At 73.9% G+C, this 22,165-nt stretch carries 19 protein-coding genes; 13 read left to right on the top strand and 6 right to left on the bottom strand.

The features are described from left to right. The first annotated feature begins 33 nt into the window (after nucleotides 1-33). The 3 genes from ABDB74_RS11080 to ABDB74_RS11070 all read left to right on the top strand — a co-directional run bounded on the left by ABDB74_RS11080 (nucleotide 34) and on the right by ABDB74_RS11070 (nucleotide 3,919). Nucleotides 34-1,197, top strand: coding sequence for a substrate-binding domain-containing protein (locus tag ABDB74_RS11080; RefSeq protein WP_346618534.1), 1,164 nt, complete (start codon nucleotides 34-36; stop codon nucleotides 1,195-1,197). Nucleotides 1,198-1,262: 65 nt separating this feature from the next. Continuing rightward, the gene (locus ABDB74_RS11075; protein WP_346618533.1) at nucleotides 1,263-2,867 is read left to right on the top strand and encodes a sugar ABC transporter ATP-binding protein; all 1,605 of its coding nucleotides are present in this window, start codon (nucleotides 1,263-1,265) and stop codon (nucleotides 2,865-2,867) included. Further along, on the top strand, nucleotides 2,864-3,919 hold the full coding sequence (locus tag ABDB74_RS11070; RefSeq protein WP_346618532.1) for an ABC transporter permease: 1,056 nt from the start codon (nucleotides 2,864-2,866) through the stop codon (nucleotides 3,917-3,919). The genes ABDB74_RS11075 and ABDB74_RS11070 overlap by 4 nt, the downstream gene beginning before the upstream one ends. 46 nt (nucleotides 3,920-3,965) lie before the next feature. Here ABDB74_RS11070 and ABDB74_RS11065 read toward each other — a convergent pair whose 3' ends face one another. Next, entirely contained in the window at nucleotides 3,966-5,570 is a 1,605-nt protein-coding gene (locus ABDB74_RS11065; protein ID WP_346618531.1) for an ABC transporter permease, read from the bottom strand. Next, complete coding sequence (locus ABDB74_RS11060; protein WP_346618529.1) at nucleotides 5,567-6,496, bottom strand: ABC transporter ATP-binding protein; 930 nt, start codon at nucleotides 6,494-6,496, stop codon at nucleotides 5,567-5,569. Before ABDB74_RS11060 ends, ABDB74_RS11065 begins: the two co-directional genes overlap by 4 nt. Nucleotides 6,497-6,570: 74 nt before the next feature. Here ABDB74_RS11060 and ABDB74_RS11055 point away from each other — a divergent pair, with 74 nt between their 5' ends. Next, nucleotides 6,571-7,080, top strand: coding sequence for a MarR family transcriptional regulator (locus ABDB74_RS11055; protein ID WP_346618528.1), 510 nt, complete (start codon nucleotides 6,571-6,573; stop codon nucleotides 7,078-7,080). A 7-nt stretch (nucleotides 7,081-7,087) separates the two neighbouring features. Here ABDB74_RS11055 and ABDB74_RS11050 read toward each other — a convergent pair whose 3' ends face one another. From ABDB74_RS11050 to ABDB74_RS11035, 4 genes are read right to left on the bottom strand one after another with little or no spacing between them, the layout of a single operon-like run. Further along, nucleotides 7,088-7,717 (bottom strand): LUD domain-containing protein, encoded by a 630-nt coding sequence (locus ABDB74_RS11050; RefSeq protein WP_346618526.1) that lies wholly within the window; start codon nucleotides 7,715-7,717, stop codon nucleotides 7,088-7,090. Beyond that, nucleotides 7,714-9,174, bottom strand: coding sequence for a LutB/LldF family L-lactate oxidation iron-sulfur protein (locus ABDB74_RS11045; RefSeq protein WP_346618525.1), 1,461 nt, complete (start codon nucleotides 9,172-9,174; stop codon nucleotides 7,714-7,716). The genes ABDB74_RS11050 and ABDB74_RS11045 overlap by 4 nt, the downstream gene beginning before the upstream one ends. Then, on the bottom strand, nucleotides 9,171-9,944 hold the full coding sequence (locus ABDB74_RS11040; RefSeq protein WP_346618524.1) for a (Fe-S)-binding protein: 774 nt from the start codon (nucleotides 9,942-9,944) through the stop codon (nucleotides 9,171-9,173). The genes ABDB74_RS11045 and ABDB74_RS11040 overlap by 4 nt, the downstream gene beginning before the upstream one ends. Next, nucleotides 9,941-11,047, bottom strand: a complete 1,107-nt coding sequence (locus ABDB74_RS11035; RefSeq protein WP_346618522.1) for a LacI family DNA-binding transcriptional regulator — start codon at nucleotides 11,045-11,047, stop codon at nucleotides 9,941-9,943. The genes ABDB74_RS11040 and ABDB74_RS11035 overlap by 4 nt, the downstream gene beginning before the upstream one ends. A gap of 160 nt (nucleotides 11,048-11,207) precedes the next feature. Between ABDB74_RS11035 and ABDB74_RS11030 the strand changes: the two genes are divergently transcribed. The 9 genes from ABDB74_RS11030 (at nucleotide 11,208) to ABDB74_RS10990 (ending at nucleotide 22,163) form a co-directional block, all read left to right on the top strand. Then, on the top strand, nucleotides 11,208-12,746 hold the full coding sequence (locus tag ABDB74_RS11030) for a sugar ABC transporter ATP-binding protein (RefSeq protein ID WP_346618521.1): 1,539 nt from the start codon (nucleotides 11,208-11,210) through the stop codon (nucleotides 12,744-12,746). Beyond that, on the top strand, nucleotides 12,743-13,807 hold the full coding sequence (locus tag ABDB74_RS11025) for an ABC transporter permease (RefSeq protein WP_346618520.1): 1,065 nt from the start codon (nucleotides 12,743-12,745) through the stop codon (nucleotides 13,805-13,807). Before ABDB74_RS11030 ends, ABDB74_RS11025 begins: the two co-directional genes overlap by 4 nt. Continuing rightward, nucleotides 13,797-14,828 carry an ABC transporter permease gene (locus ABDB74_RS11020; RefSeq protein WP_346618519.1) on the top strand — a complete coding sequence of 344 codons (1,032 nt, stop codon included), beginning with the start codon at nucleotides 13,797-13,799 and terminating at the stop codon, nucleotides 14,826-14,828. The genes ABDB74_RS11025 and ABDB74_RS11020 overlap by 11 nt, the downstream gene beginning before the upstream one ends. An 88-nt stretch (nucleotides 14,829-14,916) precedes the next feature. After that, nucleotides 14,917-16,005: a rhamnose ABC transporter substrate-binding protein gene (gene rhaS, locus ABDB74_RS11015; RefSeq protein ID WP_346618517.1), complete on the top strand. Its 1,089-nt coding sequence runs from the start codon at nucleotides 14,917-14,919 to the stop codon at nucleotides 16,003-16,005. A gap of 92 nt (nucleotides 16,006-16,097) precedes the next feature. Continuing rightward, entirely contained in the window at nucleotides 16,098-16,481 is a 384-nt protein-coding gene (locus ABDB74_RS11010; RefSeq protein ID WP_346618516.1) for an L-rhamnose mutarotase, read from the top strand. Continuing rightward, entirely contained in the window at nucleotides 16,478-17,647 is a 1,170-nt protein-coding gene (gene rhaI / locus ABDB74_RS11005) for an L-rhamnose isomerase (RefSeq protein ID WP_346618514.1), read from the top strand. Before ABDB74_RS11010 ends, rhaI begins: the two co-directional genes overlap by 4 nt. Nucleotides 17,648-17,696: 49 nt before the next feature. Continuing rightward, a complete protein-coding gene (locus tag ABDB74_RS11000; protein WP_346618513.1) occupies nucleotides 17,697-19,733 on the top strand; it encodes a bifunctional aldolase/short-chain dehydrogenase in 2,037 nt (678 codons plus the stop codon). Between the two features lie 2 nt (nucleotides 19,734-19,735). Then, a complete protein-coding gene (locus ABDB74_RS10995) occupies nucleotides 19,736-21,205 on the top strand; it encodes a rhamnulokinase family protein (protein WP_346618512.1) in 1,470 nt (489 codons plus the stop codon). 202 nt (nucleotides 21,206-21,407) lie between these two features. After that, a complete protein-coding gene (locus ABDB74_RS10990) occupies nucleotides 21,408-22,163 on the top strand; it encodes an SDR family oxidoreductase (RefSeq protein ID WP_346618511.1) in 756 nt (251 codons plus the stop codon). Nucleotides 22,164-22,165 lie beyond the last annotated feature (2 nt).

The raw sequence follows: 22,165 nt of genomic DNA, 5'->3' as shown, positions 1-22,165 counted from the left end.
CCGATGAGGGGCGTCTGCGTCGAAGGGAAGTTCATGACCCACTCCATGCGCCGGCTCGGCGTGACCGCCGTCCTCACGCTGGCCGCCACCGTGGGCCTGGCCGCCTGCGGGTCCACGGACGAGGACGCCGTCAGCTCGGGGAGCCCCGCCAGCACCGCCGACAGCGGCTCCGCCGCCGCCGCGGACGCGCTGCAGGTCGCCTACGAAGGGCGGATGGGCACCCCGCCCACCACCGCGACGACGCCACCGGAGGACGTGACCCTCTGGGCGATCTCCTGCGGTGAGCAGATCCCCAGCTGCTCGACGCCGACGGCCGCGGTGCAGGAGGCGGCCGAGGCCGTGGGCTGGGACGTGCGGCTGTGCGACGGCCAGCTCAACCCCAACGGCTGGGGCGACTGCGTCCGCCAGGCGATCAGCGCCGACGCCGACGTGATCGTCCCGGTGGGGATCGACTGCGCGAGCATCCAGCAGCCGTTCCAGGAGGCGAAGGCCGCCGGCGTGACCGTCATCGGCGGTGGCGGCGCCGACTGCGACGAGGTCGGGGGCGAGGCGCTCTGGGCCAGCGAGCGGATCCAGCTCGAGGGCATGAGCGTCCGCGACAACTTCGAGCTCCAGGGCAAGCTCGCCGCCGACTGGCTCATCGGCACCACCGGTGGCGAGGCGAAGGTGCTGCACCTGGTCTTCACCGACCCGCTGTGGGGCCCCTGGCTGGCGGAGGGCTTCGAGGAGGAGCTGGCCACCTGCGCCGGCTGCGAGATCGTGGGCACCCTCGAGGTCTCCAACAACGACGTCATGACCGGCGCGCTGCCGCAGAAGTTCTCCACCGCCCTGCTGCAGGCGCCCGACGTCGACTCGGTGTTCGTGCCGCTCGGCGGCTGGATGCCCGCCGGTCTCGCCCAGGCGGTCGTGTCCTCGGGCCGCTCGGCCGACCTCGACGTCATCAGCGGCCTCGGCAACGTCGCCAACATGGAGCTCATCCGCAGCGACGGGGGCCAGGACGCGATCGTCGGCTACCCGACGCAGTGGGGCGGCTGGGGCTCGGTGGACACCGCCATCCGGGTGCTCAACGGCGAGGAGCCGCTCGTGCAGGGCGACGGCTTCCAGGTCGTGGACGCGGAGCACAACCTGCCGCCCCAGGGTCAGGACTTCGAACCGGTCGACTACCGCGCCGCCTACCAGGAGGCATGGGGGGTCTGACCCCCTTCTCCCGCCGAGACCGGTGGCCGCCCGTGTCCCGGGCGGCCACCGGTGAGAGGACTTCCATGACAACGACGGCGACCCCGCCGGCGGCCGCGACGGACGTCGTCCTGCGCGTCTCCGGCATGACCAAGCGGTTCGGGGCGACCCTTGCCCTCGACGGCGCCGAGCTGGCGCTGCGGCGCGGCACCGTGCACGCCCTCGTGGGCGGCAACGGGTGCGGCAAGTCGACGACCATCAAGGTGCTGGCCGGGGTCCACCGGGCCGACGCCGGACGCATCGAGGTGGCCGGCTCCTCGTGGACGGCCGCCGACTACGACGCGCGGGCCGGGCGGGCCGCCGGCCTCCGCTTCGTCCACCAGGACCTCGGCCTGTTCCCGGAGCTGTCGGTCGCGGAGAACGTCGCGCTCGACGCGGGCTACCCCCGGGGAACGGCGGGGCGGGTCTCCTGGCGCGCCCTGCACCGGCGCGTCGCCGGGCTGCTGGCGGACTACGAGATCGACGCGGCGCCCACGACCCCGGTCATGGCACTGCGCCCGGCGCAGCGCACCCTGGTCGCGATCGCCCGGGCGCTGCAGGACCAGGAGAGCGACCGGCACCTGGTCCTCGTCCTCGACGAACCCACCGCCACGCTGCCGCAGCACGAGTCCCAGGTGCTCCTGGAGGCGGTGCGCCGACGGGCCGACCACGGCCAGACCGTCCTGATGGTGAGCCACCGGATGCCCGAGGTGCTCGCGGTGTCCGACGACTTCACCGTGTTCCGGGACGGGCGCACGGTGGCCACGGTCGTGGACTCGCAGCCGACCGAGCGCGAGCTGGTCGCGCTCATGACCGGCTCGGCGACAGCGGCCGAGCGGCCGGGTCCCCGGACGGGCTCGGCTGCTCGCGGCGACGACTCCGACGTCGTCCTCGACGTGGCGGGGCTGGCCGGGGGGCCGCTGCGCGGGGTCGACCTGCAGGTCCGGCGGGGCGAGATCGTCGGCGTCACCGGGCTCGTGGGCTCCGGGCGCACCTCCCTGCTGAAGACCGTCTTCGGCGAGCACGAGCCGGAGGCGGGCACCCTGCGGATCGCCTCGGGGTCGGCCGGTGCGGACGCCGGCAAGGGCACTCCCCGCCGGATCGCGGCCGGCGTGGCCTACGTGCCGGAGGACCGTGGCGGGGAGGCCGCCTTCGCGGACCTGACCGTCCGCCACAACCTCTCGGCCACCGTGCTGCGCCGGTACTGGCGGCCGTGGGGCATGGCCGCCCGACAGGAACGCGCCGAGGCGGCCGAGCTCATCCGCGAGCACGGCATCAAGGCGCCGTCGCCGGAGGTGCCGTTCGCGGCGCTGTCCGGCGGCAACCAGCAGAAGGCCGTGCTGGCCCGGTGGCTGCGCCGGTCGCCGTCGCTGCTGCTGCTCGACGAGCCGACCCAGGGCGTGGACGTGATGTCCCGCGCCGACATCTACCGCACCGTCCGGGAGACCGCCGCCGGCGGCTGTGCGGTGCTGGTCGCCTCCTCCGACCTGATGGAGCTGTGCGCGCTGTGCGACCGCGTGCTCGTGCTGCGGGACGGCCGCGTCGCGGCCGAGGTGCACGGCGCGGACCTGACCGCCGACCGGCTGACCGAACTGACCCAGAGCACCGACGAGACGCCCGGCCCCGCGCCGGCCCCAGGAGCCCAGCGATGAGCCTGACCAACACCGAGCACGTCGAGACCGGGTCGCCGGCCGATCCGGGGGCGACCGCACCGGTGGAGGAGCCGCCGGCGGCCCGTTCGTCCGGGCTCAAGGGGTTCGCCGAACGCAACGCGCTGCTCGCGCTGCTGCTGGCGGTCATCGCCTTCTTCGCGCTGTACCCCGGAAGTTCGGACACCTTCTTCACGACGCAGAACGCCGGCGTCCTGCTCGGCAACCAGTCGGTGGTGGCCCTCCTCGCCCTGGCGGTGATCCTGCCGCTGGTCACCGGCTACTTCGACTTCTCCCTCGGCGCCATCGCGGCGACGTCGAGCGTCCTGACCGCGGGGCTGATGAGCTTCTCCGGCCTGCCGCTGGGCGTGGCGATCGCGGTCGGCGTGGGGGTCGGCGCGGTCATCGGCGGGATCAACGGCCTGTTGGTGACCCGGTTCGGGCTCAACAGCTTCGTCACGACCCTCGGCATGGCGACGCTGCTGGGCGGCCTGATCCAGTGGTACACCGGCGGGCAGACGATCCTCGCCGGCATCGACCCGGCGCTGCCGAGGTTCGGCGGCTCCACCTGGCTCGGGCTCCCGCGGGTCGTGTTCGTGGTGGCGCTGGCCACGGTGGCCCTCTGGTACCTGCTGTCCCAGACCCCGTTCGGCCGCAGCCTCTACGCGATCGGGTCGAACCCCCGGTCCGCCCGGCTGGTCGGGGTGCGGGTCGACCGGTCGGTGTGGGCGACGTTCGTCCTGGCCGGCGCCCTCGCCGGGGTCACCGGCGTGCTCGCGCTGGCACGGGCCGGCAGTGCCACGGCCGACAACGGCACGAGCCTGCTCTTCCCCGCGCTGGCCGCCGCGTTCCTCGGGGCCACCGCCGTCGTGCCCGGATTCTTCAACGCGGTCGGCACGATCATCGGGGTGCTGTTCGTCTCGGTGGCGGTCAGCGGGCTGACCCTCTCCGGTGCCAGCGCCTGGGCCAGCCCGGTCTTCAACGGGGCCGCGCTGCTGGTCGCCGTCGGGCTGTCGCACTACCTGGGCCGTCACCGGGGGGCGCGGACCGGCTGAGCCACCCCGCGGGCGTCCGCACGGTGCGGACGCCCCCGGGGCGGGGTCACCCGAGGGCGATGTCCCGCCGCCGGAACCCGGTGAAGCCGGCGGCGAGGAGGACGGCGGCGACGGCGGCCAGCCCGGCCAGGGGGGCGAGCGTCCACTCCTCCAGCGGCAGGGTCGGGATCCAGCTGATCGGCGACAGGTCGCTCACCCAGTCCGGCCAGTCGAACGACTCGGCGAACATGGTGATCAGCAGGAAGAGGCCCACCGCCGTCCACGCCACCGTCGTCGCCAGGCGGGGGAGCAGCCCGAACAGCGCGACGGCCACGCCGGCCACGACCCAGATGGCGGGGACGTAGGACACCGCGGCCCCGACCATCCGGCCCAGCGCCGCGCCCTCGCCGGTCTGCGCGACCCGCACCAGCCCGGTGGTGACCCCGGCGACGGCCATGGCCAGCGCCGAGCCGAGCAGGGCGACCAGCACGTGGCTGCCCAGCCAGGACGCGCGGCTGGTCGCCGTGGCCAGCAGCACCTCGGCCCGGTCGCCCGACTCCTCGCTGCGGGCCCGCAGGACCGCAGAGACCGCGTAGGCCGAGGCGAGCAGCGCGGTGACGGCGAACGTCGTGCCCAGGTAGGCGTCGACGAGCTGGTCGACGTCCGGGTCGCCGAACATGGCCAGCGCCTGCTCGTTCTCCCCGATCAGCGTCTCGACCGACTCGGCGAGGGTGCCGTAGACCACGCCCAGCAGCGCCAGCCCGGCCGTCCAGGCGGTCAGCGCGCCGCGGTGCAGCCGGACGGCGAGGCCGAGCGGGGAGAGCAGGGTCGGTCGGGCGGCGGGCCGGCCGGGCCGCGGCTGGACGAGCCCGGAGCCGAGGTCGCGGCGGTCGAGCAGCGCGACACCGGCGACGACCAGGACGGCGGCCACGACCAGGCACAGCAGCAGCGGGGCGACGGCGTCGTCGGTGTACGGATGCGTGGCCTGCGCCCAGCCGATCGGAGAGGTCCGGACCACCCAGTTGCCCTGGATGTCACCGATCGCGCGGAGCACGAACGCGACCGCGAACAGCCCGCCGACCAGGCCGTAGACGGACCGGGTGGAGCCCGTCACCTGCGCGGCGACGGCGGTGACCCCGGTGAAGACGAGGCCGCACGCGCCCACCGCGGCGCCGAGCACGAACGAGCCGGCGGCCGGCAGCCCGGTCGCCGTCGTCGCCGCGCCGATGGCCAGCGCCAGCAGGCCGCACGCCAGCGAGGAGAGCAGGACGGCGGCCAGGAGCGGCGCGTGCCGCCCGACCCGCGCCGACCGGAGCAGCTCCGTGCGCCCGGCCTCCTCGTCGGCGCGGGTGTGCCGGGTGACGGTGAACATCGCCATCAGCGCGGCGATCAGCATGACGGTCGCGGAGATCTCGAAGGCGACCGCGCCGGCGACGGTGTCGAGCCCGACCGGGGGGCCGGCCAGCGCGATCGTCGCCGCGTTGCTGCCCACCGACGCCCGGTAGGCGGCGAGGTCGGCGGGGGTCTCGTACAGCGCCTGGCTGGCGACCGACTGGGTCACCACCATGAACGTGCCGGCGGCGATCCACACCGGCAGGCGGAGCCGATCCCGGCGCAGGGTGAACCGGAACAGCCGCCCGGTGCCGGCGAGCGTGCCCGACCCGGTGCTCATGACCGCCCCGCCTCCTGGGCGACCGGAACGCCGTCGGCCTCGAGCTCGTCGCCGTAGTGGCGCAGGAACAGCTCCTCCAGCGTGGGCGGGGTGCTGGTCAGGCCGCGCACGCCCAGGGGGGCGAGGTGCCGGAGCACGTCGTCCAGCGCGTCGGTGTCGGCGTCGAAGTGCACCCGGCCGTCCTCGCGGCGCAGGTCGTGCACCCCGGGCAGGGAGTCCAGGCCGTCGGCGGGCCGCTCGGTCTCCACCGTCATGGACATCCGCGTGAGGTGCCGCAGCTCGGCCAGCGTTCCGCTCTGCACGGTGCGGCCGAGCCGGATGATGCTCACCCGGTCGCACAGGACCTCGGCCTCGGCGAGGATGTGGCTGGACAGCAGGACCGTGCGGCCCTCGGCGCGCAGCTCGCGGATGCACTCCTGGAACACCGCCTCCATGAGCGGGTCCAGACCCGAGGTGGGTTCGTCGAGGATGAGCAGCTCGGCGTCGGAGGCGAGCGCCGCGACCAGGGCGACCTTCTGCCGGTTGCCCTTCGAGTAGGTGCGCGCCTTCTTCCGCGGATCGAGGTCGAAGCGCTCCAGCAGCTCCGCGCGCCGGCGCGGGTCGAGGCCGCCGCGCAGCGCGCCGATCAGGTCGATCGCCTCGCCGCCGCTGATGGTCGGCCACAGGGTCACGTCGCCCGGGACGTAGGCGAGGCGCCGGTGCAGCGCGACGGCGTCGCGCCACGGATCACCGCCGAGCAGCTCGGCGTGGCCGGAATCCGGGCGCAGCAGGCCCAGCAGCACGCGGATGGTCGTGGACTTCCCGGAGCCGTTCGGGCCGAGGAAGCCGTGCACCTCGCCCGAGGCGACCTCGAGGTCGAGGCCGTCGATGGCGCGGGTGGCGCCGAAGGTCTTCACCAGGCCGGACACGGAGATGGCTGTGGTCACGAGCCCGGAACGTACACAGCTTTCACAATGTTGTGAAGCTTCCTACGTACGCAACGCTCCGGTACCGTGGCGGGGTGACCAGCGTCGACGACGAGGAGACCCAGCGAGCCGCCCTCCTGCGGTTCGTCGAGCGGTTCGCCCTGGTCCTGCGGGAGTCGGGGATGTCTCCGATGCCGGCCCGGGTCCTGGCCTACGCCCTGGCCGACGACGCCGACCGCTACACCGCCACCGATCTCGCCGAGGGGCTCCAGGTGAGTCCGGCCGCGATCAGCGGCGCCGTGCGTCAGCTCGTCCAGGTGGGTCTCCTGGTGCGCGAGCGGGAGCCCGGGACGCGCAGCGACCTCTATGTGCTCGACGACACCGATCTGTGGTCGCGCTTCATGGCCTCCGAGCTCGCGGCGCTGCAGCGGTTCGGGGACGCCGTGGCGTCGGGGGTGTCGGCGCTGGGCGTCGACCGCCCCGGCGGCCGCCGTCTGGCCGAGACCCGCGACTTCATGGCCTTCCTGCACGGCGAGCTCGCGGACGCCGTGGCCCGCTGGCCGGCGGAGCGGGCGCGCCGGGCGGCCGACCGGGAGGCCGGCTGACCTCCGGTCAGCCGACGAGGACGACGACGAGGGTGCGCGGTCCGTGCACGCCCTCGACGCGCTGCAGCTCGATGTCACTGGTCGCCGACGGCCCGCTGATCATCGTCAGCGGAGCCAGCGGGTCGAGCCGGGCGAGCCCCTCCGGGACGCTCCCGACGACCTGGGCCGCCTCGACGACGCAGACCAGGCAGTCGGGCAGCAGCGAGAGGGCGCGCCGGCCCGACAGCGGGCTGCCGTCGAGGACCAGCGTGCCGGTCTCGGCGATCGCCACGGAGACGCCGGTGAGGGTGGCAGCGTGCTCGGCCAGGGCCACGGCGGGGCGGCCGTCGTCCTCGACCGCGCCGTCCGGCCGCCAGCCCGAGGGCACGCCGGGGGCGACGACGACGCCGGCGGGGGAGTGCTCGCCGAGCGCGCCCCGGAGCGCACCGGCGACGGTGACCGCGACGTCGGGCGGCGCGCAGCGCACGACCGAGGCCTTGTAGTCCTCGAGCCGGTCGATCAGCAGGTCCAGCAGGGCCGGGTCGCCGGGCGGTCGGCCGTCGGCGAGCCGGTAGTCGCGCCGCACCTCGGCCGGTGCGGGACGGTCGGGACCGAGTGCGGTCCGGATCCGGCCCAGGATCTCCTCGCGGGCGTTCATCCGCCGTGCTCCCGGGCCCAGGCCTGCGTGAAGGTCTCCGCCGGTGGCGTGGGCAGGTCGCGCGACCGGGTCCACCTCGACGCCGGCGGGGGCAGCGTGGCGGGGAGGGTCGGTCGCCCACGCGCGAGGAACCGGCCCAGGCCTGCGGCCCGCTGGGCCAGCCGCCACAGCCGGGGATGCGACATGGCCGTCGACAGCGCCCGGAACGCCAGCGCCTCGGGCGTCGTCCGGGTCTGGGCCTCGACGTGCTCGGCGCGCAGGTGCACCAGGATCGACGGGATGTCGATCGCCACCGGGCAGACGTCGTAGCAGGCGCCGCACAGCGACGACGCGTACGGCAGCGAGGCGTTGTCCTCGACCCCGGTCAGCTGCGGCGACAGCACGGCGCCGATCGGCCCGGGGTAGACCGAGCCGTACGCGTGCCCGCCCGCGCGCTCGTACACCGGGCAGACGTTGAGGCAGGCCGAGCAGCGGATGCAGTGCAGCGCCTCGCGACCCACCTCGTCGGCGAGCACCGCCGTCCGCCCGTTGTCGACCAGGACCAGGTGGAAGTCCTGTGGCCCGTCGCCGGGCGTGACGCCGGCCCACAGCGAGGTGTAGGGGTTCATCCGCTCTCCGGTGGAGGAGCGGGGGAGCAGCTGCAGGTACACCTCGAGGTCGCGCCAGGTCGGCACCACCTTCTCGATGCCCATGACCGTGATGAGGGTCTGCGGCAGCGTCAGGCACATCCGGCCGTTGCCCTCGGACTCCACGACGGCGAGCGTGCCGGTCTCGGCGACGGCGAAGTTCGCGCCGCTGATCGCCACCCGCGCCCGGAGGAACCGCTCGCGCAGGTGCGCCCGGGCGGCCATGGCGAGCCGGCGCGGGTCGTCGGGGAGCTCCGGGTCGACGCCCGGCATGGTGCGCAGGAAGATCTCGCGGATCTCGGCCCGGTTCTTGTGGATCGCCGGCACCAGGATGTGCGACGGCGTGTCCTCGCCCAGCTGGACGATCAGCTCGGCCAGGTCGGTCTCGTGGGCCGCGATGCCGGCCGCCTCGAGCGCCTCGTTGAGCCCGATCTCCTGGGTGGCCATCGACTTGACCTTGACCACCTCGTCGGCGCCGGTCGCCTGCACGAGCCGGGTCACGATCGCGTTGGCCTCGGTGGCGTCCCGGGCCCAGTGCACCGTTCCGCCGCGGGCGGTGACCTGCTCCTCGAGGGCGATCAGGTGCTCGTCCAGCCGAGCCATCGTGGCCGCCTTGATGGCACGGCCGGCCTCGCGGAGCTCCGCCCAGTCGGGCACTTCGCCGACGACGGCGGCCCGCTTGCCCCGGATCGTCGCCGTGGCGTGGCCGAGGTTGGCCCGCAGCTGCCCGTCGCGCAGCGAGTCGCGGGCGGCGTCGGGGAACGACCGGTCGCCGCGCAGGTGGCCGACGCCCGGGGGAGCGGTCGGGATGCCGAGGAAGACGGCGGTCATGCGGACACCGCCGGGGTGGTTGCCTGGTGCGGGCTCACGGCGTCCTCCGTCGAGGCGAGGATCTCGGCGAGGTGCACGGTGCGGGTGCCCGAGCGCAGCCGGGACAGTCCGCCGCCGATGTGCATCAGGCAGGAGGCGTCGCCGGCGGTGCAGACCTCGGCGTGCGTCGAGAGCACGTTGGCCATCTTGTCGGTGAGCATCGCCGTGGAGGTCTCCGCGTTCTTCACCGCGAACGTGCCGCCGAACCCGCAGCACTGGTCGGCGGCGGGCAGCTCCACCAGGTCGAGCCCGCGGACGGCGCGGAGCAGCCGGAGCGGCCGGTCGCCCACCTTCAGCATGCGCAGCGAGTGGCACGTCGGGTGGTAGGTGACCCGGTGCGGGTAGTACGCGCCCACGTCGGTGACGCCCAGGACGTCGACCAGGAACTGGGAGAGCTCGTAGGTGCGCTCGGCGAGCGCGGCGGCCTCGTCGGCCAGGGCGTGCTCGCCGGCCCGGCGGGCGACGGCCGCCTGCTGGTGGTGGATCGAGGCGACGCAGGAGCCCGACGGCGCGACGATCGCCTCCGCGCCGGCGAACGCGCGCACGTGGTTGGCGACGACGGGCACCGCCTCCCGCCGGTAGCCGGTGTTCACGTGCATCTGCCCGCAGCAGCTCTGGCCCGGGGGCACGACCACCTCGTGGCCGAGCCGCTGCAGCAGCACCGCCGTGGCGCGGGCGACCTGCGGCACCATCGTGTCGACCAGGCAGGTGGCGAAGAGGGCGACCCTCACGCGATTCCCTTCCGCGCGCCCGCCGGGCGGCGCGCCATGCTGGACTCGCGGACGACGAGGGTTGGCTCGAACAGCTGCTGCTCGTGCAGGTGCTCGCGGTTGCGCGCCTCGTCCAGCAGCAGCTCCGCCGCGCGGCGCCCCAGCTCCTGCCGCGGCTTGCGCACCGACGAGAGCGGGACGGCGGCGGCCGCGGCGAAGTCGATGTCGTCGTAGCCCACGATGGCGAACTCGTCGGAGACCCGCACCCCGTGGCGGACCATCTCCTGCAGCATGCCGAGCGCCAGCAGGTCGTTGGCGCAGATCGCCGCGGTCGGGCGGCGGGCGGCCGGCATGCCGATGATCGCCTCGGCCGCCTCGCGCCCGGCGGCCACGGTGAGCTTCGCGGGGGAGAAGACGGTGAGGGCGTCGTCGGAGCCGCAGGCGTCGAGGACGGCCTCCTCCACCCCGTGGTGCCGTTCCTGGATCTGCGGGAGGCCCGACGCGCCCCCGACGAAGGCGATCCGCCGGTGGCCCCGCTCGAGCAGGTGGTCGGCGGCCAGCCGCCCGCCGTGGACGTCGTCGACGGCGACGGCGCACTGGTCGGGCCCCGGGGCCCGCCGGTCGAGGAGCACCACGGGGACCCCGCGGTTGCGCAGCGTGTCCAGGCCGGGGCTCAACTCGGCGGTCGGCGTGATGAGCACTCCCTGCACGCGCTGCTCGGCGAGGACCTCGAGGTGCGCCGACTCCTTGGCCGGCAGGTCGTCGGAGTTGCACAGGATCACCGCCAGCCCCTGGGCGTTGGCGATCTCCTCGACCCCGCGGGCGACGTCGGTGAAGAAGGGGTTGGCGATGTCGAGGACGACCAGCCCGATCGTGCGGCTGTGGCCGGCCCGCAGCTGGCGGGCGGACTCGTTGCGGACGAAGCCCAGCTCGGCGATCGCGGTGAGCACGCGCTCGCGCGTCGCGGCGCTGACCATGTCCGGCCGGTTGAGGACGTTGCTGACCGTACCCACCGAGACGCCTGCCCGGCCGGCGACGTCCCGGATGCTGGCGGTCAGTGGTCCTCCTCGGACGCGTGTCGACGGACCTCGCCCGAGGCCCGGTGCCGGCCATGATGCGGCCACCGCCTGAAACGTGTCAACCGCGGCTCGCCCGCCCGGATCACACTGCGGTCACGCCGTACGGAGTGGTGGTTGACACGCCTTTCGGGGTGTTCCTATGGTGGCCGTCACACCCCGGATGAAACGATTCATGCGCGGCGACACGGACACGGAGGCGGTCACTGTGGACCACACGAGGGAGCCGGCGGCGACCGGCGCCGTCGTCCTCGCGCTGGAGGACGTGAGCAAGTCCTTCGGGGCGGTCGCCGCGCTCCGCGGCGCCCGGCTGGAGCTGCGCGCCGGTGAGGCGCACGCCCTGGTCGGCGAGAACGGCGCGGGCAAGTCGACGCTGGTGAAGATCCTCGCCGGGGTGCACGCCCCCGACGGCGGACGGGTCCTCCTGGACGGGGAGCCGACCCGCCTGGACAGCCCGGCGACGGCGCGGGCCGCGGGCATCGCGGTGATCTACCAGGAGCCCACCCTGTTCCCCGACCTCTCGGTCGCGGAGAACATCTTCATGGGGCGGCAGCCGCTGACCTCCGGCCGGCGCATCGACCGCTCGGCGATGGCCGCCCAGTGCCGGGAGCTGTTCGACCGCCTCGGCGTCGACATGGACCCCGACCGACCCGCGCGGGGCCTCTCGATCGCCGACCAGCAGATGGTCGAGATCGCCAAGGCGTTGTCGTTCGACGCGCGGGTGCTGGTCATGGACGAGCCGACCGCCGCGCTGTCCGGCGTGGAGGTCGAGCGGCTGTTCGCCGTCGCCCGGGCCCTGCGGGAGGCCGGTGCCGCCGTGCTGTTCATCTCCCACCGGTTCGACGAGGTGTTCGACCTCTGCGACCGGATCACCGTCATGCGCGACGGCGAGTGGGTCTCCACCGCTCCCACCTCGGAGCTGACCGTCGACCGGGTCGTGCACGCGATGGTGGGCCGCGAGGTCGCGACCCTCTTCCCGAAGCAGGACGTCGAGCCCGGTGAGGTGCTGCTCGAGATCCGCGGGCTGACCCGGGAAGGGGTCTTCACCGACGTCTCCTTCGACGTGCGCGCCGGTGAGATCGTCGCGCTGGCGGGTCTGGTCGGGGCCGGACGCAGCGAGGTCGTGCGCGCCGTCTTCGGCGTCGACCCCTACGACGCCGGCAGCGTGCGGGTCGCCGGCCAGGAGCTGCGCCGGGGCAGCCCCGCGGCCGCCATGGCCGCCGGCGTCGCGCTGGTGCCCGAGGACCGCCGTCAGCAGGGCCTGGTCATGGAGCTCTCCGTCGAGCGCAACACCACGCTCACCCGCCGGTGGGCGCTGTCGCGGCTGGGCTGGCTGTCCGCCCGGCGCGAGCGGGACACCGCGGCGGACTGGACCCGGCGGATGCAGGTCAAGGCCGGCAGGCTCAGCGACCCGGTCTCCACCCTGTCGGGCGGCAACCAGCAGAAGGTCGTGCTGGCCAAGTGGCTGTCCACCGGGCCGAAGGTGCTGATCGTCGACGAGCCCACCCGCGGCATCGACGTCGGCACCAAGTCCGAGGTGCACCGGCTGATGTCCCAGCTCGCCGCCGAGGGCCTGGCGGTGGTCATGGTCTCCAGCGAGCTCCCGGAGGTGCTGGGCATGGCCGACCGCGTCCTCGTCATGCACGAGGGCCGGCTGGTCGACGACATCCCCCGCGCCCGGGCCGACGAGAGCAACGTGATGCTCGCGGCCACCGGCCAGGCGACCCGGACGGCGGTGGGTTCGTGAGCACCGCGGTGACCCGGCCGCCCGCCGCCTCGGAGGAGACCTCCGGCCGCGGCACCGGCGGCGCTTCCCTGGTGCAGCGGCTGTTCGCCGTCCGCGAGTTCGGCATCCTCGCCGCGCTGCTGCTGCTCGTCGTCGTGACGGTGGTCGTCCAGCCGCGGTTCCTGTCCCAGCAGAACATCCGGGACCTGCTGCTCTCCGCGTCGATCCTGACCGTGCTGGCGGCGGGCCAGACGATGGTGATCATCACCCGCAACGTCGACCTGTCCGTCGGCTCGACCCTCGGCCTGTCGGCCTACGCGACCGGGACGCTGCTGGCCACCCAGCCGGGTACACCGGTCCTGCTGGCACTCCTCGTCGGCATGGCGGTCGGCGCCGTCGCCGGCCTGGTCAACGGCGTGATCGTCGCCGTCGCCAAGGTGCCCTCGCTGGTGGTCACCCTGGGCACGCTGTACGTCTTCCGGGGTCTCGACGCGCTGTGGGCCAGCACCAGCGGCCGGTTGCAGATCAACGCCGCCGACCTGCCCACCGGGTTCAAGTCCCTGGGCACCGCCCGGCTGCTCGGCATCCCCGTGCTCTTCCTCGTCGCCGTCCTGGTGGTCCTCGTCGTGGGCTACTACCTGCGCAGCTACCGCAGCGGCCGGGAGATGTACGGCATCGGCTCCGACCCGGAGGCCGCGCGGCTCTCCGGCATCCCGGTCGGCCGGCGCGTGCTGACCGCCTTCGTGGTCAACGGGGCGCTGGCCGGGCTGGCCGGGGTGCTGTACGCGGCCCGCTTCCAGACGCTGGACGCGACCGCCGGCAGCGGGTACGAGCTGACCGTCGTCGCCGCCGCGGTCGTCGGGGGCGTGGCCATCTTCGGCGGGAGCGGCTCGGTCGTCGGCGCGGCGCTCGGCGCCCTGCTGCTGACCACCATCGGCACCGCCCTGCCGCAGCTCGGCATCGACCCGTTCTGGCGCAACGCCGCCGTCGGCGCCCTGATCATCGCCGCCATCGCGCTGGACCGGGTGCTCGCGCTGCGCCTGGCCGGCCGCCTGCGGAGGAGGAGCTCCCGTGGCCATTGAGACCATCGCCCCGCCCGCCGAGGACCAGGCGCCGCCGCGGACGCTGTCGGACCGGATGCGGCTGCTCGGTACCGGCGACGGCGTGATCACCCTGGTGCTGGTCGCCTTCGTGCTGGTGGCCTCCCTCGCGGTGGAGGGTTTCGCGACCGCCCGCAACACCGGGTTCCTGCTGCTCGACGTGGTCGTGATCGTGCTGATCGCGCTGCCGCTGACGATGGTGATCATCACCGGCGAGATCGACCTGTCGGTCGCCAGCACGGTCGGGCTGACCGGCGCCGTGATGGGCCAGCTGTGGATCGCCGGCCTCCCGCTGGAGCTGATCGTCCCGCTGTGCCTGCTCCTGGGCGCCGTCCTGGGGGCGGTCAACGGCCTGCTGGTCACCCGGCTCGGCCTCCCGTCGCTGGCGGTCACCATCGGCACGCTCGCCCTGTACCGCGGCCTGGCGTTCGTCGTGCTCGGTGACCAGGCGGTGGCCGATTTCCCCCGGGCGTGGACCAGCTGGGCGATCAGCACGATCGGTGACACCGGCATCCCCGTGGCGGTCGTCCCGCTCGCGGTGCTGGTCCTCGTCTTCGGCGTGGTCCTGCACGCCACCCCGATCGGGCGGTCGCTGTACGCGATCGGCAACAGCGAGGACGCCGCCCGGTTCAGCGGCATCGACGTGGCCCGCACGAAGTTCTGGCTGTTCGTCGTCACCGGTGTGATCGCCGCGCTCGGCGGCATCTACTGGACCCTTCGCTACGGCAGCGCCCGGGCCGACAACGCCACCGGGCTCGAGCTCCAGGTCGTCGCGGCCATCCTGCTGGGCGGGGTCTCGATCTTCGGCGGCCGGGGCGGGATGGTCGGCGTCCTCGCCGGGGCCCTCCTGCTCGGTGCGGTGCGCAACGCGCTGCGCCTGGCCAGCGTGCCCGCCGACGTCCTCAACATCGTGACCGGCGTGCTGCTCATCGCCGCCGTGGTCGCCCCCCAGGTCACCGCGTGGGTCCGGCGGCGTGCCGCCGCCCGGAGCCGATCCGCGTGACCCCACCTCCGTGCACCCACCGACGGGTGCCCGTCCGTCCCACCGACTCCGGCCGCTCCGGCGCCGGCGCACTCCAGAGAGGGAACCGATGACCAGCTTCCTGACCAGCCGCCGGCCGCTGCGCGGCGGCATGACGGGTGTCGCCGTCGCCGCCCTCGTCCTCGCGACGGCCGCCTGCGGCGGCACGACCCGCGGCGACGAGGAGACCACCGGCGGTGGAGGCGGCGCGGCCGCCGAGGCAAACCCGGACGCCGAGATCCCGGCCGACCTCGCCGTCGCCTTCCTGCCCAAGCAGGTCAACAACCCGTACTTCGACACCGCCGCCGAGGGTGCGGAGGCCGCCGTCTCCGAGTTCGACGGCGAGCTCACGGTCACCGGGCCGTCGGAGGCGAGCGCGTCCTCGCAGGTGAGCTACATCAACACGCTCACCCAGCAGGGCGCCGACGTCATCCTGACCTCGGCCAACGACCCGAACGCGATCTGCGGGGCACTCGACCAGGCCCGCTCGGCCGGCGCCAGCGTCGTCACCTTCGACTCCGACACCGACCCGGAGTGCCGCGACCTGTTCATCAACCAGGCGACGGCCGAGGGCATCGCGCAGACCCAGATCGACCTGATCGCCGAGCAGATCGGCGGCGAGGGCCAGGTGGCCTTCCTCTCGGCGACGGCCAACGCCACGAACCAGAACGCCTGGATCGAGATGATGGAGTCCTACGCCGCCGAGGAGTACCCCGGCATCGAGATCGTGGCGACCGTCTACGGCGACGACGAGGACCAGAAGTCCTTCCAGGAGACCCAGGGTCTCCTGGCCACCTACCCCGATCTCGACGGCATCATCTCGCCGACCACGGTCGGCATCGCCGCGGCGGCCCGCTACCTGTCCAGCTCCGAGTACAAGGGCGAGGTCGCGCTGACCGGGCTCGGCACGCCGAACCAGATGCGCGAGTACGTCGAGGACGGCACCGTCCAGGCGTTCGCGCTGTGGAACCCGGAGGAGCTGGGCTACCTGGCCTCCTACGCCGGCGCCGCGCTGGCGGCCGGCCAGATCACCGGCCAGGAGGGCGAGACCTTCGAGGCCGGCGAGCTCGGCGAGTACACCGTCGAGGAGGGCGGGGTCGTCGTCCTCGGCGAGCCCACCGTCTTCACCGCCGAGAACATCGGCGAGTTCGACTTCTGAGTCGGTCCCACCCCGCCTGCCGCCGCCGGCCGCCCGTCCGGCCGGCGGCGGCAGGCCCGGGCCACGCGCCCGAACCCGAGAGGAACCCGTCCGTGCCCCGCGTCTGCTTCACCCTCCAGGTCCGGCCCGACCGGCTGGCCGAGTACCGGGAACGGCACGCCGCCGTCTGGCCGGAGATGCTGCACGCGCTGCGCGACGCCGGATGGCACGACTACCAGCTCTTCCTGCGCGAGGACGGCCTGCTCGTCGGCACCGTCGTCGCCGACGACCTCGCCGCCGCGCAGGCGGCCATGGACGCCACCGGGGTGAGCGCCCGGTGGGAAGCCGAGATGGCGCCCTTCTTCGACCTCCCCGGCGGCGGCGAGTCGTCGGATGGCCGCGCCAAGCAGCAGCTCGACCTCGTCTTCGACCTCGACGCCCAGCTCGCGGCGATCGAGCAGGCACCACCCCCGCACTCGAACGGAGCCCGCCCGTGACCGACCTCCGCACCGGCGCCCTCGCGGCGCTGGCCACCCAGACCATCGAGCTGCCCTCCTGGGCGTTCGGCAACTCCGGCACCCGGTTCAAGGTGTTCGGCCAGCCGGGCGTCGCCCGCGACCCCTACGAGAAGCTCGAGGACGCCGCCCAGGTGCACCGCTACACCGGCGTGGCACCGCGGGTCTCGCTGCACATCCCGTGGGACCTCGTCGACGACTACGGAAAGCTGGCGGCGCACGCCCGCGACCTCGGCGTGCAGATCGGCGCGATCAACTCGAACCTGTTCCAGGACGACGAGTACAAGCTCGGCTCGCTCACCCACGCCGACCCGGAGATCCGGCGCCGGGCGGTCGCGCACCACGCGCAGTGCATCGAGGTCATGCGGCAGACCGGGTCCACCGACCTGAAGATCTGGCTGCCCGACGGGACCAACTACCCCGGCCAGGACGACCTGCGCTCCCGGCAGGAGCGGCTGGCCGACTCGCTGCAGCAGATCTACGCAATGCTCGACGCGGAGCACCGCATCCTGCTCGAGTACAAGTTCTTCGAGCCGCACTTCTACGCGATGGACATCCCCGACTGGGGCACCTCGCTGCTGCACTGCATGGCCCTCGGGGACCAGGCGACCGTGGTGCTCGACACCGGCCACCACGCGCCGGGCACGAACATCGAGTTCATCGTGATGCAGCTGCTGCGGGTCGGCCGGCTCGGCGCGTTCGACTTCAACTCCCGCAACTACGCCGACGACGACCTGATCGTCGGCTCGGCGGACCCGTTCCAGCTGTTCCGGATCATGAACGAGATCGTCGCCCAGGGCGCGCACCGGCCGGAGTCGGGGGTCAACTTCATGCTCGACCAGTGCCACAACCTGGAGAAGAAGATCCCGGGGCAGATCCGCTCGGTGATGAACGTGCAGGAGGCGACGGCGAAGGCGCTGTTGGTCGACCGGGAGGCGCTCGCGGCCGCCCAGCGCAGCGGTGAGGTCCTCGACGCCCACTCGGTGCTGATGGATGCGTTCAGCACCGACGTCCGCCCGCTGCTTGGGGAGTTCCGCGAGTCGCAGGGGCTGGACGCCGACCCCTACGCCGCCTTCGCCCGCAGCGGCTACCAGGAACGCATCGAAGGCGAGCGCGTCGGCGGCCAGCAGGCCGGCTGGGGCGCCTGACCCGACCGCCCCACCCCGCCACACACCGGACACCCGGAAGGAAACGAACGTGACGAACCCTGTGGTCAGCGAGCTGATCGAGCGCAGCAACCGGCTCGGCGCCGACCCGCGCAACACCAACTACGCCGGCGGCAACACCTCCGCCAAGGGCACCGAGACCGACCCGGTCACCGGCCGGCCGGCCGAGCTCCTCTGGGTGAAGGGCTCCGGGGGTGACCTGGGCACCCTGAAGGAGGCGGGCCTGGCCGTGCTGCGGCTGGACCGGCTCCGCTCGCTCGTCGACGTCTACCCCGGCGTCGACCGCGAGGACGAGATGGTCGCCGCCTTCGACTTCTGCCTGCACGGCCGCGGCGGCGCCGCCCCCTCGATCGACACCGCGATGCACGGCCTGGTCGACGCCGCGCACGTCGACCACCTGCACCCCGACTCCGGCATCGCCCTGGCGACGGCGGCCGACGGCGAGGCGCTGACCCGGGAGTGCTTCGGCGACCGCGTCGTCTGGGTGCCCTGGCGGCGACCCGGCTTCCAGCTGGGGCTCGACATCGCCGCGATCAAGGAGAAGAACCCGCAGGCCATCGGCTGCATCCTCGGCGGCCACGGCATCACCGCGTGGGGCGCCACCAGCGAGGAGTGCGAGGCCAACAGCCTCGACATCATCCGCACCGCGGAGACCTTCCTCGCCGAGAAGGGTGTGGCCGAGCCGTTCGGCGCCGTCGTCCCCGGCTTCGAGCCGCTGCCCGAGGCGGAGCGCAGGATCAAGGCCGCCGCCCTCGCGCCGGTGGTCCGCGGGCTGGCCTCCACCGACAAGCCGCAGGTCGGCCACTTCACCGACTCCGACGTCGTCCTGGAGTTCCTCTCCCGCGAGAAGCTCACGCCCCTGGCGGCGCTCGGCACGTCGTGCCCCGACCACTTCCTGCGCACCAAGGTCCGGCCGATGGTCGTCGACCTGCCGGCGTCCGCGCCGGTCGAGGACGTCGTCGCGCGGCTGAAGGAGCTGCACGCGGAGTACCGCGCCGAGTACGCGGCCTACTACTCCCGGCACGCCACCGCCCAGAGCCCGGCGATGCGCGGTGCCGACCCGGCGATCGTGCTCGTGCCCGGCGTCGGCATGTTCAGCTTCGGCGCCAACAAGCAGACCGCCCGCGTGGCCGGCGAGTTCTACGTCAACGCCATCAACGTCATGCGCGGCGCCGAGGCGGTGTCCAGCTACGCGCCCATCGACGAGAGCGAGAAGTTCCGGATCGAGTACTGGTCGCTGGAGGAGGCCAAGCTCCAGCGGATGCCCAAGCCCAAGCCGCTGGCGTCCCGCGTCGCGCTGGTCACCGGTGCGGCGAGCGGGATCGGCAAGGCCATCGCCGAGCGGCTGGCCCGCGAGGGCGCCTGCGTCGTCGTCGCCGACCTCGACCTGCAGAAGGCGACCGACGCCGCAGCGGAGATCGGCAACTCCGACGTCGCGATCGGCGTGGCCGCCGACGTCAGCGACGCCGAGGCGGTGGCCGCCGCGTTCCGCGCGGCCTGCCTGGCCTTCGGCGGGGTCGACCTGGTGGTCAACAACGCCGGCCTGTCGATCTCCAAGCCGCTGCTGGAGACCACCGAGGCCGACTGGGACCTGCAGCACGACGTCATGGCCAAGGGCAGCTTCCTCGTCTCGCGCGAGGCGGCCCGGCTCATGATCGAGCAGGAGATGGGCGGGGACATCGTCTACATCTCCTCCAAGAACAGCCTGTTCGCCGGGCCGAACAACCTGGCCTACGGCGCCACCAAGGCCGACCAGGCGCACCAGGTGCGGCTGCTGGCGGCCGAGCTGGGCCCGCACCAGATCCGGGTGAACGGGATCAACCCCGACGGCGTGGTCCGCGGCTCGGGCATCTTCGCCGGCGGGTGGGGCGCTCAGCGGGCGGCGGTCTACGGCGTCGAGGAGGACAAGCTCGGCGAGTTCTACGCCCAGCGCACCCTGCTCAAGCGCGAGGTCCTGCCCGACCACGTGGCCGACGCCGTCTTCGCCCTCACCGGCGGCGACCTGACCCGCACCACCGGCCTGCACGTCCCGGTCGACTCCGGCGTCGCCGGCGCCTTCCTGCGCTGACCGTGGGAACGGACGGGGCCGTCTTCGCGGCGGTCGACCTCGGCGCCTCGAGCGGGCGGGTGATGGCCGCGCGGGTCGGCCCCGGCCGGCTGGTCCTGCAGGAGGTGCACCGGTTCCCCAACCGGCCGGTGCGCACCGCGGGCACCCTGCACTGGGACGTGCTCGGCCTCTACGCCGGCGTGCTCGACGGGCTGCGCGCCGCCGGCCGGGAGGCCGGGCGGGTGGACGGCGTCGGCATCGACAGCTGGGCGGTCGACGTCGGCCTGCTCGACGCCGACGGGGCGCTGCTGGGCAACCCGGTGCACTACCGGGACGCCCGGCACGCCACCGCGGTGCCGGCCGTGCACGGGGTCGTCCCGCCCGAGGAGCTGTACCGGATCACCGGGCTGCAGCACCTGCCGTTCAACACGGTGTTCCAGCTCGCGGCCGCCCGGGAGACCGCGCAGCTGGCGTCGGCGCGGACGATGCTGCTCATCCCGGACCTGCTGACGTACTGGCTGACCGGTGCGGTGGGCGCGGAGGTCACCAACGCCTCCACCACCGGCGTGCTCGACGCCACGACCCGGGAGTGGGCGGCGGACGTCGTCGACCGGCTCGGGCTCGACCGGCGGCTCCTCCCGCCGCTGCGGCAGCCGGGGGAGCGGTTGGGGGAGCTGACCCCCGAGGTGCTGACAGAGACGGGGCTGACCGGGCCGGTCCCGGTGACCGCGGTGGGCTCCCACGACACCGCCTCCGCGGTGGTGGGCGTGCCGGCCGACTCCGACCGGTTCGCCTACATCTCCTGCGGCACCTGGTCGCTGGTCGGCGTGGAGCTGGACGCGCCGGTGCTCACCGAGGAGAGCCGGGCCGCCGGCTTCACCAACGAGCTCGGCGTCGACGGCACCGTCCGGTACCTGCGCAACGTCATGGGCCTGTGGCTGCTGCAGGAGTCGTTGCGGACGTGGGCGGCGGCCGGCCTGCCCGCCGACCTGCCCGACCTGCTCGCCGCGGCGGCGCACGTCCCGGCGTTCACCGCCGTCGTGGATCCGGACGACGCGCGGTTCCTGCCGCCGGGGGACATGCCGGCCCGCATCGCGCAGGTGTGCGCCGAGACGGGGCAGACGCCGCCGCAGAGCCAGGCCGAGACGGTCCGCTGCATCCTGGACAGCCTCGCGCTGGCCTACCGGCGCAGCGTCCGGCGGGCCGCGGAGCTGTCCGGCCGCGACGTCGAGGTCGTGCACCTGGTCGGGGGCGGCGCCCGCAACGCGCTGCTGTGCCAGCTCACCGCGGACGCGTGCGGGCTGCCCGTGGTCGCCGGACCGGTCGAGGCCGCTGCGCTGGGCAACGCCCTGGTGCAGGCGCGGGCCACCGGCGTGGTGTCCGGCGGGCTGCCGGAGCTGCGGTCGCTGCTGCGGGCGACCCAGGAGATGCGCACCTACCGCCCGTCGGGTCCGGCCGACGCCTGGGCCTCGGCCGAGCGCCGCCTGGGCTGAGACCGATGCGGACGGGGAGCCGGCCATGGCGGATCGGGGTCACCGACGGCATCCGTGCCCTGCCCACGGATGCCGTCGGCTCCCCTCGGGTCGACGGCATCCGGACGGTCACGGTGAACACCGTTCGGGATCCACCCGGCATCAGGCGCCCGTAGCGGGCAGGCTGGTCCCGGCGGCCGTGACGCCGGGACCGGAGGCAGAAGTGAGCGGGTCGGGAGCGCTGCGCGGGCGGATCGCGCTGGTGACCGGTGGCAGCAGCGGCCTGGGCCGAGCAACGGCTCTGGCCCTGGCTGCGGACGGCGCCGACGTCGCGGTGCTGGCCCGCGGATCCAGCGACCTGGACCGAACCGCCGAGCAGGTCCGTGCCCGCGGAGTGCGCGCGACCGCGGTCGTGGTGGATCTCGCCGATGCCGACGCGATCGAGCGGGCGGTCGGCCAGGTGCGCGCCGAGCTCGGCCGGGTCGACGTCCTGGTGAACGCGGCCGGGACCGACGTGCCCGGTCCGGTGGCCGACCTCGACGTCGCGGCATGGGACAGGGTGCTCGCGGTCAACCTGCGCGCGTCGTTCCTGCTTGCCAAGGCGGTCTGGCCGGACATGACCGAGAACGGCGGCGGGACCATCCTCAACGTGTCGTCGGTGGCGGGACGGCGCGGTTGGGCGAACGCCGCGGCCTACTGCTCCGCCAAGTTCGGGCTCACCGGCCTCACCCAGGCCCTCGCGGCCGAAGGCAGGCCGCACCGCATCCGCGCCTGCGTGCTCTTCCCCGGTGCCATGGACACCAACTGGGGCGTATGGGCACCCGAACATCGGACCGGCTCTGCTGAGCCGACCCCGCCCGCCGACGCATTGGCGGCCGATCACGTCGCCCACCTGATCAGCTGGATCGCCGCCGCCCCACCGGACGTGGTGCTCAACGAGGTCACCGTCACCCCGCTGCTCGAGCAGGGATGGCCGTAGGG

It is taken from the genome of Blastococcus sp. HT6-4 (assembly GCF_039679125.1).
In the GTDB taxonomy this organism is placed as follows: Bacteria; Actinomycetota; Actinomycetes; order Mycobacteriales; family Geodermatophilaceae; genus Blastococcus; species Blastococcus montanus.
The sequence above is the reverse complement of the archived record's forward strand: the minus strand, read 5'-3'. Positions and strand labels throughout refer to the sequence as shown.